General features: G+C 71.2%; 15 protein-coding genes and 1 riboswitch. Of the genes, 13 read left to right on the top strand and 2 right to left on the bottom strand.

What is annotated here, in order from left to right:
- Window positions 1–403: 403 nt before the first annotated feature.
- The 9 genes from ABZT06_RS01985 (at window position 404) to ABZT06_RS01945 (ending at window position 10,617) form a co-directional block, all read left to right on the top strand.
- Complete coding sequence (locus ABZT06_RS01985) at window positions 404–1,507, top strand: LLM class flavin-dependent oxidoreductase (protein WP_355733371.1); 1,104 nt, start codon at window positions 404–406, stop codon at window positions 1,505–1,507.
- Window positions 1,504–2,904 (top strand): NtaA/DmoA family FMN-dependent monooxygenase, encoded by a 1,401-nt coding sequence (locus ABZT06_RS01980; protein ID WP_355733368.1) that lies wholly within the window; start codon window positions 1,504–1,506, stop codon window positions 2,902–2,904. The genes ABZT06_RS01985 and ABZT06_RS01980 overlap by 4 nt, the downstream gene beginning before the upstream one ends.
- A 133-nt stretch (window positions 2,905–3,037) precedes the next feature.
- Window positions 3,038–3,961, top strand: a complete 924-nt coding sequence (locus ABZT06_RS01975; protein WP_355733365.1) for an LLM class F420-dependent oxidoreductase — start codon at window positions 3,038–3,040, stop codon at window positions 3,959–3,961.
- 89 nt (window positions 3,962–4,050) lie between these two features.
- Complete coding sequence (locus ABZT06_RS01970) at window positions 4,051–4,875, top strand: DUF1684 domain-containing protein (RefSeq protein WP_355733363.1); 825 nt, start codon at window positions 4,051–4,053, stop codon at window positions 4,873–4,875.
- An 89-nt stretch (window positions 4,876–4,964) separates the two neighbouring features.
- A riboswitch (SAM riboswitch) is annotated at window positions 4,965–5,078 on the top strand.
- A 19-nt stretch (window positions 5,079–5,097) separates the two neighbouring features.
- Window positions 5,098–5,229 (top strand): putative leader peptide, encoded by a 132-nt coding sequence (locus tag ABZT06_RS01965; RefSeq protein WP_355733361.1) that lies wholly within the window; start codon window positions 5,098–5,100, stop codon window positions 5,227–5,229.
- 214 nt (window positions 5,230–5,443) lie between these two features.
- Entirely contained in the window at window positions 5,444–7,063 is a 1,620-nt protein-coding gene (locus ABZT06_RS01960; protein WP_355733358.1) for an ABC transporter substrate-binding protein, read from the top strand.
- Between the two features lie 4 nt (window positions 7,064–7,067).
- The gene (locus tag ABZT06_RS01955) at window positions 7,068–8,027 is read left to right on the top strand and encodes an ABC transporter permease (RefSeq protein WP_355733355.1); all 960 of its coding nucleotides are present in this window, start codon (window positions 7,068–7,070) and stop codon (window positions 8,025–8,027) included.
- Window positions 8,024–8,947, top strand: coding sequence for an ABC transporter permease (locus ABZT06_RS01950; RefSeq protein WP_355733352.1), 924 nt, complete (start codon window positions 8,024–8,026; stop codon window positions 8,945–8,947). The genes ABZT06_RS01955 and ABZT06_RS01950 overlap by 4 nt, the downstream gene beginning before the upstream one ends.
- The gene (locus ABZT06_RS01945) at window positions 8,944–10,617 is read left to right on the top strand and encodes an ABC transporter ATP-binding protein (protein ID WP_355733349.1); all 1,674 of its coding nucleotides are present in this window, start codon (window positions 8,944–8,946) and stop codon (window positions 10,615–10,617) included. The genes ABZT06_RS01950 and ABZT06_RS01945 overlap by 4 nt, the downstream gene beginning before the upstream one ends.
- Window positions 10,618–10,939: 322 nt before the next feature.
- Here ABZT06_RS01945 and ABZT06_RS01940 read toward each other — a convergent pair whose 3' ends face one another.
- Window positions 10,940–12,994: an alpha-L-fucosidase gene (locus ABZT06_RS01940; RefSeq protein ID WP_355733346.1), complete on the bottom strand. Its 2,055-nt coding sequence runs from the start codon at window positions 12,992–12,994 to the stop codon at window positions 10,940–10,942.
- 155 nt (window positions 12,995–13,149) lie between these two features.
- Between ABZT06_RS01940 and ABZT06_RS01935 the strand changes: the two genes are divergently transcribed.
- Window positions 13,150–14,139, top strand: coding sequence for an SDR family oxidoreductase (locus ABZT06_RS01935; RefSeq protein WP_355733343.1), 990 nt, complete (start codon window positions 13,150–13,152; stop codon window positions 14,137–14,139).
- 87 nt (window positions 14,140–14,226) lie between these two features.
- On the opposite strand, the gene ABZT06_RS01930 is transcribed toward ABZT06_RS01935, so the two are convergent.
- The gene (locus ABZT06_RS01930) at window positions 14,227–15,477 is read right to left on the bottom strand and encodes a cytochrome P450 (RefSeq protein WP_355733341.1); all 1,251 of its coding nucleotides are present in this window, start codon (window positions 15,475–15,477) and stop codon (window positions 14,227–14,229) included.
- Window positions 15,478–15,604: 127 nt separating this feature from the next.
- On the opposite strand from ABZT06_RS01930, the gene ABZT06_RS01925 reads away from it, so the two are divergent.
- The 3 genes from ABZT06_RS01925 (at window position 15,605) to ABZT06_RS01915 (ending at window position 17,259) form a co-directional block, all read left to right on the top strand.
- Window positions 15,605–16,315, top strand: coding sequence for a DUF2071 domain-containing protein (locus ABZT06_RS01925; RefSeq protein ID WP_355733338.1), 711 nt, complete (start codon window positions 15,605–15,607; stop codon window positions 16,313–16,315).
- On the top strand, window positions 16,312–16,986 hold the full coding sequence (locus ABZT06_RS01920) for a hypothetical protein (protein WP_355733335.1): 675 nt from the start codon (window positions 16,312–16,314) through the stop codon (window positions 16,984–16,986). The genes ABZT06_RS01925 and ABZT06_RS01920 overlap by 4 nt, the downstream gene beginning before the upstream one ends.
- Before the next feature lie 81 nt (window positions 16,987–17,067).
- Entirely contained in the window at window positions 17,068–17,259 is a 192-nt protein-coding gene (locus ABZT06_RS01915; protein WP_355733332.1) for a hypothetical protein, read from the top strand.
- The last annotated feature ends 171 nt before the right edge of the window (window positions 17,260–17,430 follow it).

Below are 17,430 nucleotides of genomic sequence, written 5' to 3'. Positions count from 1 at the left end.
GACACGGAGAACACCTCCGCCTGTTCGTGGAGAGCGCACAGGGCGCCGCACTTACCCCTCACGTGCGCGTCAAGAGCCGGCGTCGGCGCGCACGCACCGAAGCGCTACCGCCGCAGCACCGTGTGCGCCGTGCCCATGGTCGACCTTGACATTCACAGGGGCGGACGACATACGTTGAACGGGAAAATTGCTGACCGGTGGAGGCTTTGATGCACGTACTGGGCGCGGCACCGCGAGGTGTGTGCACTGGTGCGCGGCTGATCACCCGGCGGCACGTCGACTACTGCCGCACCTCCTCCGCCGTCTGTCCTTCCGTACACGTCTGACTCCTGCCGGCCAGTCCGCCGGCTGTCTCGTCGTGGCCCCGTGGCCGCGAATCGCCGTGTTTCCCGGAAGGAACCCCATGTCCGGCCCCGCCCTGCACCTCGCCGTCGAGATCGACGGCGACGGCGCCCACCCCGCGGCCTGGCGCCGCGCCGCCCACTCCCCCGATCAGCTGCTCGCCCCGCGCCGTGTGGCCCGGGTCGCCGCCATCGCCGAGAACGCCGGCTTCACCCTGATCACCCTGGACGACGGCGTGCTGCCGCCCGGCGCCTCACCGGATCCGGTGGGCCGTATCGGCGCGGTCGAGCGGGCGGCCTTCGTCGCGGCGTCCACGAGCACCATCGGGATCGCACCTGTCGTCCCGGTGACCTATGCGGAACCCTTCCATGTCTCCAGCCAGTTGGCATCGCTGGACCACATCTCCGCCGGTCGCGCCGGGTGGGTGGTGACGGAGGAGGAGCGCCCCGAGGCGGCCCGCGCCTGGGGGCGCTCGCCGGTCGCCGACGCGGACGCGCGGGCCCGGGAGTCGAGGGACGGGGTGGAGGTGGCCCGCGCCTTGTGGGACTCGTGGGAGGACGACGCGGTCATCCGGTCGGTGGCCACCAGCCGCTACCTCGACCGGGAACGGCTCCACTACATCGACTTCGCCGGTGACACGTATGCCGTGAAGGGCCCGGCGATCGTGCCGCGCCCGCCGCAGGGACAGCTCGTCGTCCTGGGCCGGCCCGACCGGGTTCCCGCCGCACAACTCGACGTCGCCCTCGTCGAGGGCCGCGACCCCGCGTCGGTCGCCACGGCCGCCGCCGGCGCCGGAACCCCACGCGTCTTCGCCGAGGTCGAAGTTGCGCTGGACACCCCGGTGGCCAGGGCCGTCGAACGCGTCGCCGACCTGGAGCGGCACACGCCGTGGCGGGACCGGGGAAGACTCCGGCACATCGGTTCCGTCGGCCAACTGGTCGCTCTCCTAGGTGATTTGAGCCGCCACGTCGACGGCGTACGGCTGCATCCGCTGGTGCTGGACGAGGACCTCGCCGTCCTCTCCCGCCTCGTCCTTCCGGCCCTGTCCGAGCGGCGTCTCGTCGCCCGCCCGCTGCCCGGTACCTCTCTGCGCTCGACCCTGGGTCTGGAGCGCCCCGCCAATCGCTTCGCCGCCGCCCCGGCCGGCCAGGAGGACGCCCGATGACCCGCACCGATCCCCTCGACGTCCCCCGGCCGCACGCCCAGCTCCACTTCGGGGTGTTCTTCCAGGGCGTGAACCACTGGACCGTCTGGTCGGCCCCCGACAGCGGCTCCCAGATCGACCCGGCCTCCTTCCGCCGGGTCGCCCAGACCGCCGAACGCGGGCTGTTCGACGCGTTCTTCCTCGGCGAAGGGCTGCGGCTGCGCGAGGTCGACGGCAGGATTCACGATCTCGACGTGGCCGGACGGCCGGACGCCATCACCCAGCTCGCCGCGCTGGCCGCGGTCACCCGCCGCATCGGCCTGGTCTCCACCTCCAACTCCACCTTCAACGAACCCGCCGACCTGGCCCGCCGCCTGTCCGGCCTGGACCTGCTCTCCGAGGGCCGCGCCGGATGGAACGTGGTGACCACGGACAACGCCTGGACCGGCGCGAACTTCCGCCGCGGCGGCTACCTCGACCACGCCGACCGCTACCGGCGTGCCGAGGAGTTCCTCACCGTGGCCCGCGCCCTCTGGGACGGCTGGCAGGACGGAGCCGTCGCCGACTCCGCCGGCGCGCCCGCCTGGTCGGCACCCGGCGCCGTACACCAAGTACGCCACAAGGGACCGCAGTTCGACATCGACCTCACTCCGACCCTGCCGCGCAGCGCCCAGGGCCACCCCGTGATCTTCCAGGCCGGTGACTCCGGCGAGGGACGCGACTTCGCCGCCCGCAACGCCGACGTGATCTTCTCGGCGCACGGCAACGACTTCGACGACGCGCTGGCCTTCGCCGACGACATCCGGCACCGGCTGCGGGCGGTCGGGCGGCCCGACGACGATCTGCGGATCCTGCCGGGCACCGAGATCATCCTCGGCGCCACCGAGGAGGAGGCCCAGGAGAAGAAGCACTGGATCCGGCTCCAACAGGTCACCCCGGCCACGGCCTTGGGGATCGCCGGACTGCTGTGGGGCATCGACCTGTCCGACCGCGACGCGGACGGGCCGCTGCCGAAGGAGGACCCGGTCGTCAGCGAGAACGACGGCTCCTTCTGTGCCCGGCGCATCGCCGACCCGCGCACCGTCGTGGCCGAATGGCGGGCGAAGGCAGCGGCACACGGCTGGTCGCTGCGCGAGACCGTCATCGCGCTCGGCCCGCAGCGCGGGCACGTCGGCACCCCGTCGGGTCTGGCCGACAAGTTCGCCCACTTCGTACGGCACGGCGCGGTCGACGGCTTCAACGTCACGCCGTACCTCATCCCCGACGGCCTCGACGACATCGTCGACCTGCTCGTCCCGGAACTGCAGGAACGCGGGATCTACCGCACGGAATACACCGGCACCACCCTGCGCGAGAACCTCGGCCTGCGCGCACCTCTCACCCACCGGGCCGCAACGGAACGACGACAGGCGGGCTGAGCACCCGAGCCGGCCCTCCACCTCATAACCGAGTGCACATGACTGCTACTCATGACTGCGTACACATGACTGACAAGAAGCTGTCACACACGGACCGGAATGCGGGTTCGACCGACGACCGTTCTGAACTGACATGACTGTTGGAGTAGCGCTCAACGCGTCCGACGCGCCGAACCAGATCGACGCGACCGTCCAACTGGCCGAGGAGGCCGCGGAGTTCGGTCTCACGTCGGCCTGGTTCGGGCAGACCTTCGGCGCGGACTCACCCCAGCTCGCGGCGATCGTCGGGCGGGCGGTCCCCGGACTGCAGGTCGGCACCTCCGCGATCCCCGTCTTCGGCCGCCACCCCCTGCTGGTCTCCAGCCAGGCCCAGACCGCCCAGGCCGCGACCCACGGCCGCTATCACCTCGGCCTGGCTGTGGGCACGAAGCTGCTGACCGAGACGGGCTTCGGCCTGCCCTTCGATCGGCCCATCGCCCGGCTGCGCGAATTCCTCACCGCCCTCAGGCAGTTGACCGAGACCGGCACGGCCGACTTCCACGGCGAGCTGCTCACCGCCACCACCCCGATCCCGGCGCGGGTGCCGGGCGCCGAGAACGGCGTCCCCCTGCTCGTCGCCGCGATGGGCCCGCAGGCACTGCGGGCCAGCGGTGAGCTGGCCGACGGGATCCTGCCCTATCTGGCGGGACCGCGCGCCCTGGCGGACCACATCGTGCCCGCCCTGACCGCCGCGGCCGAGGCAGCAGGCCGCCCCGCGCCGAGGATCGTGGCCCTGGTGCCCGGCGTGGTCACGGACGACGTCGACGCGGTGCGGGCCAAGGCCACCGAGAACCTCGCCTTCTACGAACAGATCCCGTCCTACGCACGGGTCATCGAACTCTCCGGCGGCCGGCGGGCCGCCGACCTGGCCGTGATCGGCGACGAGAAGACGGTCGAGGCCGAGGTACGCCGTTACCGCGATGCCGGCGCCACCGAGGTCGTGTTCTCGGCCACCGAGATCGCGGGAGAAGCCGACCGTCGACGCACCTGGCGACTCCTGGGCGAACTGGCCGGCTGAGTACACGCGTCGCCTCGACGACCCCCTGCACCCCCTGCACCTCCTGCACCCCCTGCCCGAAGGCACCCCCGGCACAAAGGAGATTCCCCATGACCACCGAGGCCACCACCACGGACCTCCATGCCTTCACCGAGACCTGGCTGGAGTGGTACCGCGCCCAGGAGGCCCGGCTCGCCGCCCCGCACGGGTTCCTGGCGATCACTGGTCTGCACTGGCTCGACGACCGGCCCCAGCGCTTCCCGGACGCGCCCGGCGCGTGGCGCACCGGCCCCGAAGGCGTCGTCGTGGACCTCGACGAGGGCGAGGAACTGGTCGTCGACGGCACGCCGGTGCGCGGCGAGCACCGCTTCGGCGTGCTTCCCGAGCGCGGCGGCGTCGACGCCGTCTGGAAAGACGCCGTCATCGAGGTCGCCAAGCGCGGCGGCCAGGACATCGTGCGCCCCCGGCACCCGGACGCACCGCTGCGCACCGCCTTCACCGGAACACCCGCCTACGCCCCCGACCCGCGCTGGGCCGTGACGGGCCGCTACATCCCGTTCGACACTCCGCGGCCGACCACCGTGGGCGCCGCGGTCGAGGGCCTCGAGCACGTGTACGTCGCGCCGGGCAGGGTCGAATTCGAGCTGGACGGGCAGCAGTTGTCGCTCACAGCGTTCCCCGGCCATGGTGCGGGCCGGCTGATGGTGCTGTTCACCGACGCGACCTCCGGAGTCACCACCTACGCCGCCAACCGGACGCTCGCCCTCGATCCGCCCACCGCGGACGGCACGGTCCTCCTGGACTTCAACCGCGCCGCGAACCTGCCGTGCGCCTACACGGACCTGGCAACCTGCCCGCTGCCCCCGGCCGAGAACCGGCTGCCGGTGGCGATCGAGGCCGGCCAGAAGATCCCCCGCGAGCGCGGCGGGTCCTGAACCGGACGCGATCCCGACCCGAACTCCCCGGACAGGGCGTTCTCTTGCGCCATTGACGTACGACAAGACCGCTCCGTACGATCACGAACGGCATTGAGTGTCAGCGTCAAGCCCTGGCTCGCTGACCGGCAACCCTCCCACGCGGTGGGGTGCTCCAGGTGAAAGCCCGGCGGGATCACCGACGATCTCCGCAAGCGCGTGGCCCCGTGACCGGGGCCGGACATGTGGAGGACCGATATGCGGCACGGTGGTGAGCTCAGCGCCCGGTTCGCCGGCGCCACCGTGTTCTCCCGGCTCTCGCGTCGGCGCCACATCGACCTCAAGCGCTCGACCAGCTGTCTCTGTCAGGCCTGACGGGTCTTCCGCCCGCTGGTCGCAGTGCGGCACCTGTCGTCGCCGTACCCATCTGCGCCTGATCTCCGTCTGTCGTTGATCCGCGTTTCCCCCTGATCCCCGTCTGCACAGCGCTCCCCGGCGCCGGCGTCGCGCCGGCCGGGGCCGCATGCCCGCGCACGGCCGCGCCCTGCACCACCCCCGTGCCCGGTGACACGAGTAGGAGAAGCCCTCCGTGACTGCACTTTCCGATGTCAGAACCTCCCGGTGGGCGGCACTGACCGCCCTTGTGACCACCAGTGTTCTGCTGACCGCCTGCGGCTCCGGCGGCGGCGACTCCGCCACCGGTTCCGGGCAGCCCCGGTCCGGCGGCACCCTGAACTTCGCGGTGGGTTCGGACGCCGGCTGCGTGGATCCGCAGCAGGTCGGCAGCAACGAGACCATCTACTCGGTGCGCCAGGTCGTGGACTCGCTGACGGACCAGGACCCCAAGACCGGCAAGATCGTGCCGTGGCTGGCGAAGAGCTGGGACGTCAGCTCCGACGCCACGACGTTCACCTTCCGTCTCAGGTCGGGCGTCACCTTCAGCGACGGCTCGAAGCTGACCGCGCAGGTGGTCAAGGACAACTTCGACGCGGTGCCGAAGCTGGGCGCCCTGGGCACGCTCGCCGAGGGCTATCTGAGCGGCGTCAAGAACACCACGGTGGTCGACCCGCTCACCGTCAAAGTGACCTTCAGCCAGCCCAACGCCCAGTTCCTACAGGCGACTTCGACTCACTCGCTCGGAATCGAGTCGTCGGCGAGCGTGAAGAGGACCCCGCAGCAGAAGTGCAGCGACGGGGTGATCGGGTCCGGGCCCTTCGTGCTGAAGCAGTACGTGCAGAACCAGTCGATCACCCTGGCCAAGCGCACGGGATACGCGTGGGGTTCCTCGCGGTGGAGCAAGAAGGGCGAGGCATACCTGGACAAGCTGGTGTTCAAGGTCGTCCCGGAGGCGGGCGTACGGGCCGGAAGTCTCCAGTCCGGCCAGGTCGACGCGATCAGCAGCGTGGGCAAGGCCGACGAGGCGGCGCTCAAGGGCGGTCAGGTCACGCTCCAGCGACGGGCCAACCCCGGCGTCGTGTTCGGTCTCGGGCTCAACAACTCACGGCCGGCCCTGAAGGACCCGAGGGTGCGCCAGGCGATCCTGTTCGCCGTCGACCGGCAGCAGGTCGCCGACACCGTCTTCCCCACCGGCACCCAGGCGGCGACCAGCGTCCTCGCGCACACCACGCCCGACTACACCGATCTCACCTCCGACCTGACCTTCGACGCGGCCAAGGCCAAGTCCCTGCTGGATGCGGCCGGTTGGAGGGCCGGCAGCGACGGCATCCGCGCCCGGGCCGGCAAGAAGCTGAGTCTGACCGTCAAGTGGTTCCCCAACGCCTCCACCAACCAGCCCGCGCTGGAGCTGATCCAGCAGCAGCTCAAGGCCGTAGGGGTCGACGTGGTCCTCAAGCAGCTCCAGGTCACGCAGTTCGCCGCGACCCTCCAGTCGGGTGACTTCGACGCGGTGTGGGGGAACGTGACCCGCGCCGACCCGGACATCCTGCGCAGCTCGTTCTCCACCGAGCTGGCCAACTCCTATCAGCTGCCTGCGAGTTCCCTCGACACCGCGCTGTCCGAGCAGGCTGCGACCGTCGACTCCGGCAAGCGCCGGCAACTGGTCGGTCAGGCACAGCAGTCCCTCGTGCGGAACGCCTACTACGTGCCGGTCGTGGAACTCCAGACCCAGCTGGGCGTGGCGAAGAAGGTGCACGACCTGAACTTCGACGCCTCCAGCCGCATCCAGCTGCACGACACCTGGGTCGGCTAACCGCATGCGCCGCTATGTGATCAAACGGCTCGCCCAGGCGGTCGGGGTGCTGTGGGCCGCCTACACGGTCTCGTTCCTGGTGCTGGACTATCTGCCGGGCGACCCGGTCACCGCGATGGCCGGCGCCGGAATGGACTCGGGGCAGGTCGACCCGAAGCAGATCGCCGCCCTGCGGCACGAGTACGGCTTCGACAAACCGGTGCTGGTGCAGTACGCCGAGTCCCTCGGCCGGGCGGTGCGCGGGGACTTCGGCGACTCGGTGTCCACCGGCCGTCCGGTGACCTCGACACTGGCCGACGCCCTGCCCCAGACACTGCAGTTGACCGGCGCGGCTCTGCTGCTCGCGGTGGTCCTCGGCGGCGGTCTGGCGGTGCTGGCGACCTACACCGCTCAGCGCTGGCTGCGGCAGCTGCTGCTGTCGCTGCCGCCGCTGGGAGTGTCCGTCCCGACGTTCTGGGTGGGGCTGCTGCTCGTCGAGACGTTCTCCTTCCGGCTGCACTGGTTCCCCGCGTTCGGCAACGGCGGATTCAAGGGGCTGGTACTGCCGGCGCTGACGCTGGCCATCCCGACCGGCGCGCAGATCGCCCAGGTGCTCGCCAAGAGCCTGCTCACCGCGCTGGACCAGGCGTATGTGGAGACAGCGCGGGCCAAGGGCGCCGGGCGGTGGCGGGTCCATCTGCGGCACGCGCTGCGCAACGCGTCCCTGCCGGCGCTGACGGTCGTCGGCCTGCTGGTGGGGCAGCTGATCGCCGGTTCGGTGGTCGTCGAGACGGTGTTCTCCCGCGACGGCCTCGGCCGGGTGACCGCGGCGGCGGTCACCGCCCAGGACATCCCGCTGGTCCAGGGGGTGGTGGTGTTCGGGGCGCTGATCTTCGTGACCACGAACCTGGTCATCGACCTGGTCTATCCGCTCCTCGATCCGCGGATCGTGGTGGCCTCGGGCAGAAGGGCGGCACTCGCATGAGCCAAAACCTTGTCGACGACCCCGCCGAAACGGCACTGGGACTGGCCCGCCCGGTCGAGGCGGGGCCGGAGCCTGATCCCGGGCGCCGTGTGGACGTACGGCGGCTGCTGCGGTTCGTGGTGCGCCGCCCGGGATTGGTGCTGTCGGTGGTCGTCCTCCTGCTGGTGGTGCTGGCCTCGTTCCGGCCCGGTCTGTTCACCTCGCAGGACCCGCTGAAGGGCGTGCCGTCGGAGAACTTCCGTGCTCCGAGCGGCAGTCACTGGTTCGGCACCGACGAGTTGGGCCGCGATGTGTTCTCCCGGGTCGTCCACGGCGCCCAACTGTCCCTTAAGGCGACGCTGATCGCGGTGCTGGTCGCGTTCGTGGTCGGCGGTCTGCTGGGCGTGGTCGCCGGGTTCGTGGGCCGCTGGGTGGACGACGTACTGATGCGCTTCGTCGACGTGCTGCTGTCCATCCCCGCGCTGTTCATGTCCCTGGCCCTGGTCACCGCGCTGGGCTACGGCACGGTGAAGGTGGCGGTCGCGGTCGGCATCGCCAGTGTGGCCGCGTTCGCGCGGGTGGCGCGCGCCGAGGTGCTGCGGGTGCGGCAGGCCGTCTTCGTCGAGGCCTCACGCGCCGGCGGAGCGCGCTGGTACTCGGTCCTTGCCCGGCATGTGCTGCCCAATGCGGCGGGCCCGGTGATCGTGCTCGCCACCCTCGACTTCGGCTCCTCCATCCTGGCCGTGTCGGCCCTGAGCTTCCTCGGCTACGGCGCTCCCCCGCCGGCTCCGGAGTGGGGGACGTTGATCTCCGACGGGCGCAACTACCTCGCCAACGCCTGGTGGCTGACCGCGCTGCCCGGGCTGGCGATCGCCGCGACCGTACTGGCCACCAACCGCGTCGCCCGGGCACTGGACGGCGAATGGTCCCGGCAGCGATGACCGACGAACCCGAGATCGGCGAGAACGGTGACGACGTGAGCACACCACTGCTGGAGATACGCGGGCTGTCGGTGTCGTACCGCACCCGGGGCGGCACGGTCGAGGCCGTCCGGGGCGTGGACCTCGACGTGTGGCCGGGACAGGTGACGGCGGTGGTCGGCGAGTCCGGCTCCGGCAAGAGCACGACCGCGCACGCGATCACGCGGCTCCTGTCGGCGAACGGCCGTATCGACGCGGGCACGGTCCGTTTCGGCCGGCACGACCTGGCCACGCTGTCGGAGGCGGAGCTGCGCACCGTGCGCGGAGCACGGATCGGACTGGTGCCGCAGGATCCGACGGTCTCCCTCAACCCAGTCAAGCGGATCGGCGACCAGGTCGCCGAGGTGCTGCGCATCCACGGCCTGGCGACCCGCCGCTCGGCTTTCGCCGAGGCCGTCGCCGTGCTGGAGCGGGCCGGGCTGCCCGACGCGGCCACCCGCGCCCGGCAGTACCCGCACGAACTCTCCGGCGGCATGCGGCAACGCGCCCTGATCGCCATCGCCATCGCCGCCCAGCCCGAGCTGATCATCGCCGACGAGCCGACCAGCGCGCTCGACGTCACCGTGCAGCGGGTCATCCTGGACCATCTCCAGCGCCTCACCGAGGAGTCGGGCACCGCGGTCCTGCTCGTCACCCACGATCTCGGGGTCGCCGCCGACCGGGCACAGCGGCTGGTGGTGATGTCCCAGGGCAAGGTCGTCGAGGCGGGCCCGACCCGCGACATCCTGGCGGACCCGCAGGACGACTACACCCGGCACCTGCTGGCCAGCGCCCCCAGCCTGACCACCGCCCGGCCCCGCACTCCGGCCGCCGCCGTCCCCGAGCCCGATACGGCGCCCCTGGTCGAAGTGCGCAGCCTGGTAAAGGAGTTCAGGCTGCCCCGCGCCGGGGACGGGCCGCGCACCCTGCGCGCCGTCGACGACGTCAGCTTCACCCTGCACCGGGGCCGGACCCTCGCCCTGGTCGGCGAGTCGGGCTCGGGCAAGTCCACCACCGCGCGACTGGTGCTGCGCCTCGCCGACGCGAGCGCCGGACAGATCCTCTTCGACGGTGCCGACGTCACCAGCGCCAGGGGCGCCCAGGCCAGGCGGCTGCGCCGCCGCGCCCAGCTCGTCTACCAGAACCCGTACGCCTCGCTCGACCCCCGCTTCTCCATCGGCGAGGTGATCACCGAACCCCTCCGGGCCTTCGAGGTCGGCGACCGCGCCTCCCGGCTCACCCGCGCACGCGAACTGCTCGACCGGGTGGCCCTCCCGGCCGCCACGCTGGAGCGCCGCCCGGCGGAACTGTCCGGCGGGCAGCGCCAGCGAGTGGCGATCGCCCGCGCCCTCGCCCTCTCCCCCGACCTGGTGGTGTGCGACGAGCCGGTCTCCGCGCTCGACGTGTCCGTACAGGCCCAAGTCCTGGACCTGCTGGCCGAGTTGCAGGCCGACACGGGGGTGGCGTACCTCTTCATCTCCCACGACCTGGCCGTCGTGCGTCAGATCGCGCACCAGGTCGCCGTCATGCGGGCAGGCCGAGTCGTCGAGACAGGCCCACCGGAGGAACTGTTCACCCGCCCCCGCCACGAGTACACCCGCGAACTGCTCGCCGCGATCCCCGGCGGCCGCGTCGCCACCACCACGAGCTGAGAAGCGGCCTCGCATGAGCACGCTCCCGATCGCTTCCCTGACCTTTCTCACCCTGGGCAACTTCGCCGACGACGATCCGTGCACCGGCCTGGAGCCGGTGTCGGGCAGGCCCACGTCCCGGGGGCCGAGCTACGCGCGGCGCCTTGAGGAAGGCCCCAGTTCGTCCAGGCTCGGGTCGCGTCGCACACGCACAGCTTGGGAACACGCCGCCTTTCCCGCATCGAGGAGAACACCGGCGTGCCTGTCCCAGGAACCGCTACAACGAGCACCACATGTCCCTGGTCGGCAAGTAGGAGAAAGACCTCGCGGCGGGCTTCCTCAGTCAGGCGACCGGGCGGAACGTCCACAGCAGGTTGGTGCTCTGCTGCCACGTCCACTGCTTGGTCACGGCCCCCGCGGCGACGGCACCACCACCGTCGAGGACCAGTCCCGTGCTCCGGTTCGCCAGGGAGTACTGGCCCTGACCGCGGTGGACGATCTGCCACTGCTGGGTGTCACTGCCGTCCCAAACCTTCTGCCGGGCCGGGTCGCCGTTGCCGGTGGCGCCCCAGCCGTCGGCGACCATGCCGTTGGTGCGGTTCACGAGCCGGTAGTAGCCGTTGCCGAGTTCGACCGCCTGCCACTGGAGGTTGGTGTGGTCGATGGACTCCCACTGTTTCAGGGGCGAGCCGGCGGCTACCTTGCCGCCGCTGTCCAGCACCAGGTGGTTGGTGACGTTGGTCAGGCGGAAGTACTGGTCGGGCCTGAACGTCACCTTCAGCGAGGCGATGACGTCGTTGTTGCCGGTGACCCGGAGGTCGGGGGTGTCCGAGGTGAACGTCCAGGCGGTGCCGGTGAAGTTGTCGCCGGAGTAGCCCGTCACCTGGTAGCCGTCGGGCACCAGGACGGAGGAGGTCATGGCGGGCCCCAGGCCGGCGGCGGACAGTTGGGAGGAGGTGTAGCCGCCCAACGGCAGGACTGCGCGGGCGCCTTGGTAGCCGACGTTCTGGCACACCGTCGCGGAGACCCTCACGGGCATGCCCTGGACCTCGACGCACACCACGGAGACGTCGGCGTTCGGTGCGCCGGCCGGCACGGTGACGTCGATCTGGTCGGTGACGGCGTACGGAAGCGAGACCGAGGGGTTGTTCAGCAGGTAGACGCGGCTGATCGTGTTGTCGATCGCCGGGATCCGGAGCTGACCGTTCGTGGGCCAGGTGAAGACGTGGGCGAAGAGCTTGCCGTTCTTCCTGGTGACCTTCCCCCACGCGGGTTCGGTGGCGAACGGGCTGCCGCTGGTGCCGTGCACGCTGTCGCTGTGCACCGACATCCACGAGGCCAGGCCGTTGAGGACGGTCTGGGTTCCGGCGGTGACGGAGCCGTCGCCCTTGGGGCCGATGTTCAGCAGCAGGTTGCCGTCCCGGGAGACGACCGTGATCAGCTCCTGGACGATGTCCTTCACGGATCTGTAGGAGTTCTCACTCGACGCGTTGTAGCCCCAGGCGCCGTTCATGGTGCTGCACCGCTCCCACGGCCGGTTCATCGGCTCGGCGGGTATCCCGAACTCCGCGACCGCGTAGTCGCCCAGACCGTGGTCCCGCTTGACCCGCTCGTTGACGATCAGGCCGGGCTTGCGGGCGATGAGCCAGTTGTAGAGGTCGACTCCGTCCGATGTCAGCCACCAGTCCTGCAGGGTGGGGCTGGAAGGCTCGCCGAACCAGTCGCCGTCGAACCAGAGCAGGGCCGGGTCGTAGCGGTCCAGCAGCTCCTGGAGCTGCGCCTTCATGTCTGCGATGTAGGCGGTGCGGGCGGTCTGCGAGGACATCGTGGTGAGACCGCCTTGGTGACGGTCGGTCTGGGACGGGTGGTTCCAGTCGAGGATCGAGTAGTACAGACAGAACTTGATCCCCCGGCTCTCGCACGCTGTCTTGAGTTCCATGAGCGGGTCGCTCTGGACGCCGTTGTAGTCGTGCAGGTTGTACAGCCTGGTGGCCGTGGTGTCGGTGAAGCTCGCCACGTCGGAGTTCCACATCGCGAAGCCCTCGTGGTGCTTGGCTGTGATCACGAGGTACTTCATGCCCGCGTTCTTCGCCAGTTCGGCGACGGCAGCGGCGTCGAACCGGGTCGGCGCGAAGTTCTTGGTGACCTGGTTCTGGTAGTCGGCCTTGCTCCACTGCTGGCTGTCGAACGCCCACTCGCCCTGGCCGAGCTGCGAGTAGGACCCGAAGTGGATGAACATCCCGAACCTTGCCTGGTACCACCAGTCCATCTTCGAGGGGACGGCGTACGCCTCGGCGGTGGTGGGCCACAGAGCCTGGGGCAGCCCGAAGACCGCCACTCCTCCGGCAAGAGCGGCGGCCTTCATCAGAGAGCGTCGGCTGAGGGAGTCGGAGGGCATGGCGCGGCTCCATGTCTTGAGGGGGAACTAGACATCGGATGGATTTATAGGTGCCGAGAGCTAGCCGCGTCTACAGTCAGGACAGTATTGGCCAACACACTGCGAAGGCCGCGTCATAGATAGGATGTATTCGCGCAACTCTGCGTATACGACGTATGGGACTGCGCGAGCATGTGGTGGTGGTGACCGGAGCGTCGAGCGGCATCGGACGGGCCACGGCCGAGGCTTTCGCCCGCAAGGGCTACGCCGTGGTGCTGGCCGCGCGCCGCGAGGAGGCGCTGGAGGCGGCGGCCCGGGAGTGCGAGAAGCATCGCGGGCCACGGACGCTGGTCGTACCGACGGACACGACGGACGCCGGAGCGGTCGAGAACCTCGCGCGGCGGGCGGTCGCGGAGTTCGGCCGGATCGACGTCTGGGTGAACAACGCGGCGGTCAACGCCTTCGGTCGCTTCGAGGACGTGCCCCTGGAGGACTTCCGCAAGGTCCTCGACGTCAACGTGATGGGATACGTGCACGGGGCCCGGGCCGCGCTGCCGGTGATGCGGGAGCAGGGGACGGGGACGCTGATCAACGTCTCGTCCATCGTGGGCGCCGTGTCCCAGCCTTACAGCCACCCGTACGGCATGTCCAAGCACGCCGTCCGGGGGCTCGGTTCGAGCCTGCGGCAGCAGCTGAGGGTGGAGGGCGTGAAGGGCGTACACGTGTGCACGGTGATGCCCGCGACCATCGACACCCCGCACTTCCAGCAGGCGGCGAACTACACCGGGCTGAAGGTGGTCGCCATGCCCCCCGTCTACACCCCGGAACGCGTCGCCCGGACGATCGTGGACCTCGCCCGCCGACCCCGCCGCGAGGTGGCGGTCGGTCCGGCCGGCCGTGCTCTCGTACGCCAGTCGCGGTTCGCGCCCGGCCTCGCGGAGCGGGCCATGGCGCGGCAGACGGACAAGGGCCATCTCGATCACGACGAGGAGGCCCCGGCCACCCACGGGGCTCTGCACGTGCCGGCGTCCGGGGAGGGCGCGGTGCACGGCGGCTGGCACGGGCGGCGACGCACCGCGATGCGCAGGACCGCCGTCGCCGCCGCGCTAGCCGGAGCGGCCGTGACCGCCGGGCGCAGGATCAGCCGTGGCGCGGCGGTCGCCTGACCGGTGAGCGGGGTCCCTCCTCGGTACGCCGTTGCCCGCCCGGTGCGACACCGGGCGGGCAACGGAGTGACTCAGTGGCTCAATGGCTCAGTGAGCCGCCGCCGGTACACGCACCGGGAGCGCGTGGATGACGAACCCGCTGCGCACGCGCGTCGGCATGCGGTTCAGCGGGATCCGCAGATCCTGTTCGGGCACGTCGTACTCCAACCGGGCCAGCCTCGGACCGAGGGCTGCCAGTAGCGCGACGGTGACGTCCTCGCCGGGGCAGCGGTGGCCGGTGGCCCGGTCCGCGCCCCCCTGCGGAACGAGTTCGTCGCGCTGCGGCGGCCGCCCCACGAAGCGCTGCGGGGCGAATGCGTACGGCTCGTCCCAGAGGCCGGGATCGTGGTTCTGCCCGTACAGGTCGAGCAGGATCAGGGTGCCGGACGGGATCGGCTCGCCCCGCCACTCAAGATCGGTCACGGCCCGGCCGCCGAGGAAGGGCGCGAAGGGGTAGAAGCGCCGCAGCTCGTGGGCGAACGCCACGGCGTAGGCGGGGTCGTCCTCGCGCAGCCGTTCCCGCACGCCGGGGGTGCGCAGGGCGTGACCGGCGTAGGCGACGAACCAGCAGACGGCGACGGTGGGACGGATGACGTTGAGCAGTTCGACCGCGGCGGTGTGCGGGTCCAGGAGCCGGCCGTCGGTGTCGCGGTGCCGGACGATCGCGTCCAGCGCCGATCCGGTGGGCGCCGTGGCGTTCCCCGCCCGTACGTCCCCGACCAGACCTGCCAGCCATGCCTCACTGCGAGCCCGGGCCCGGCGGGCCCGCCAGTGGCGCGGTCCCGGCGTGGCGAAGCCGTCGACCATCGCGACCATGTCCCGGGCGGTGGAATCGGCGTCGTCCAAGGGGATGCCGACCCACTGGCAGACCCCCTGGGTGAGAATCCGGCTCGCTTCGTCGAACAGGACGACCGGGCGCTCGCACCACGACCGCACCGCCTCGTCCCACACCGCCGTGACGCGGTCGACCAGCTCGGCGACCGCCTTGGGGCCGGTGAGCAGGGAGAGGAACATCTCCTTGCGCCCGCGGTGGGCCTGACCGTCGAGGGTGTGCACGGCTCCGTGGCCGAAGAGAGTGCTGAGCACCGGGCCCGGGAGCGCGGTTCCACGCTCGACATGCCGTTCGTCGTAGAAGAACCGCACCGCCTCCGGGCCGTGCAGGGCGACCGCGTGCTGTCCCATCAGCCGGGTGCGCACGAGCGGGGCGTCGGTACGGCGCCGGCGGTCGGGAAGCCAGGTGTACGCCTTGGCGAGGAGGGCGAGCGAGCTGTCGGCAAGGGGCGGACGACTCTGATTCATGGCGCCGCGAGTGCCCGCCGCCCCCGACCGGAAACTCGGCCTGGTACGGCGGCATCATCTGCTCCGGTCAGGGCCCTTCCCGTGGCCTGTGCGTTTCCCGACCTCCTCGGGTGGGGACCCGGCGCTCGTGGTGGCGTACGGAGCGGAGCAGCGGGTACGGGTGCCAATTCTGCGGGCCCGGTGGCTGCGGCAGACGTTCGTGCACTGGCCGTTCCGGCCGGCCGCGGTGCAGGCTCTGCTGCCGCGGGGGCTGGTCGTGGACGAGTACGACGGGGCGGCGTGGGTGGGTTTCACTCCGTTCGTGATGGCGGACGTGCGCCCCGGGGGTGTCCCCGCCTCGGTACCCGGGGTTCCGACGTTCGCGGAGACCAATCTGCGGACCTATGTGCGACGCGAGGACGGACGGGACGGTATCTGGTTCCTGTCCATCGAGGTGGCCTGCCCGCTGATGCTGGCGGCTCGTGCCGTCGGGGCGCCGTACACACTGGGCGACCTGCGCGTCAGCACGGACGGCGACACCGTGTCGTACGCGGGCTCGCGCGGGGCCGGGCGGGTCTCGTACCGCCTGGACGTGCGTCCCGGTGATCTCGTCCAGCCGACGGAGCGCGATGTGTGGCTGACCTCGCGTTGGCGGGCGTACACCCGCCGACTCGGGGTTCTCCTGGAGACGCCCGTGGAACACGAGCCCTGGCCGCTGGCCGGCGCGGCCGTGGACGTGCTGGAGGAGACGCTGACCGCCGCGGCGGGTCTGCCCGCCCCGCTCGACGAGCCCGTCGTGCACTTCTCCCCCGGGGTCCGGCACGTCCGGCTCGGGCCCTCGCGGCCCCTTTTCACGTGAGCGGGCGGTCGGGCGATGCCTTCCGTGGCGGGCGGCTGCGCTTCGACGGCTGGATCGCCGGCCTGGGCACGGCCTCCGGGACCCGCATCGTGCTGGGCCACTGGCCACGGTCGCCCTTCGGGCCGTTCAGCGATGTGATGCTGGAACGGCCCGACGGGGAACGGCTGTTGCTCGCCCCCACCCGGGAGACGGCGGATTTCGTCAGCGGCACCTACGTCTTCGACACCGTGCGCGTCGTCCCGGTCGCCGTGCGCGTCGTGGACGACGTCTGGAGCGTGACCGCCGGCCCCCTCGACCTGCGTTTCACTACGGGCCGCCGACGACTCCTCGGGCTGCTGCTGTGCGCGGTGCCCGGCGTGCTCGCCGCTCGACCGGGCTGGTCCGTGCTCACGTCCCTTCCCGCCCGCCTGCTGCTGCCCGGTGTGCGCACCCGCGGCAGCGCGCGTGCGGGCCGCCGTGAGTGGTACGGCGCCCGGGACCTGCGGCCGATCCGCACGGTGACGGGGGTCTTCGAGGGCGACGACCTCGGCCCGGCGGCCCCCGTCGCCCCGCCCGTGCGCTTCGGGTTCGGGTCGGTGCCGAGACGACCCGCGCTGACCAGAGTGACGACGACGGTGGCCGTGGAGCCGGAGTGGGGACGCGTGTCCAGGGGTACCCGGCCGCGCGGATGAAGAGGGGAATGAGCGCCCGGCCGCCGTCCCTCCGCCCATGTCTCCCCGGACGCATCCGGACCCCCGAGAGTGAGGCCGACGATGAGTGAGCAGACCCCGTCCCAGGCGGAAGGCGAACCGCTGGAGACCACGCCGGACGAGGAACAGCAGTCCGGCCGTCGTGACGCCCCCCGGACCACCCCTTCGCAGGCGGAGGGCGAGGACACGGAGGACGAGGACGGCGAACAGAGCGAAGAGCGCGAGGCAGGGGAGAGCGGCTGGTCCGGTCCGTGAGGCGGGACGAGGTCCGGGACTCTCGGCGGCGCCAGGAGCGGACGCCGGAGCCCGTCCCCGCGGCTGAAGCCGGCTTCCGTCGGCTGGCCCGGCTGCGCGGGGCTCCCGCTCTGCATCCGCAGGGGCTGACCTGCACGGCCACTCTGGACGTCGTGGACGGCGACGAGCACT

It is taken from the genome of Streptomyces sp. NPDC005483, assembly GCF_040606035.1.
Lineage (GTDB): Bacteria > Actinomycetota > Actinomycetes > Streptomycetales > Streptomycetaceae > Streptomyces.
Note: the sequence above shows the minus strand (reverse complement) of the source record. Positions and strands in the feature narration are given on the sequence as shown.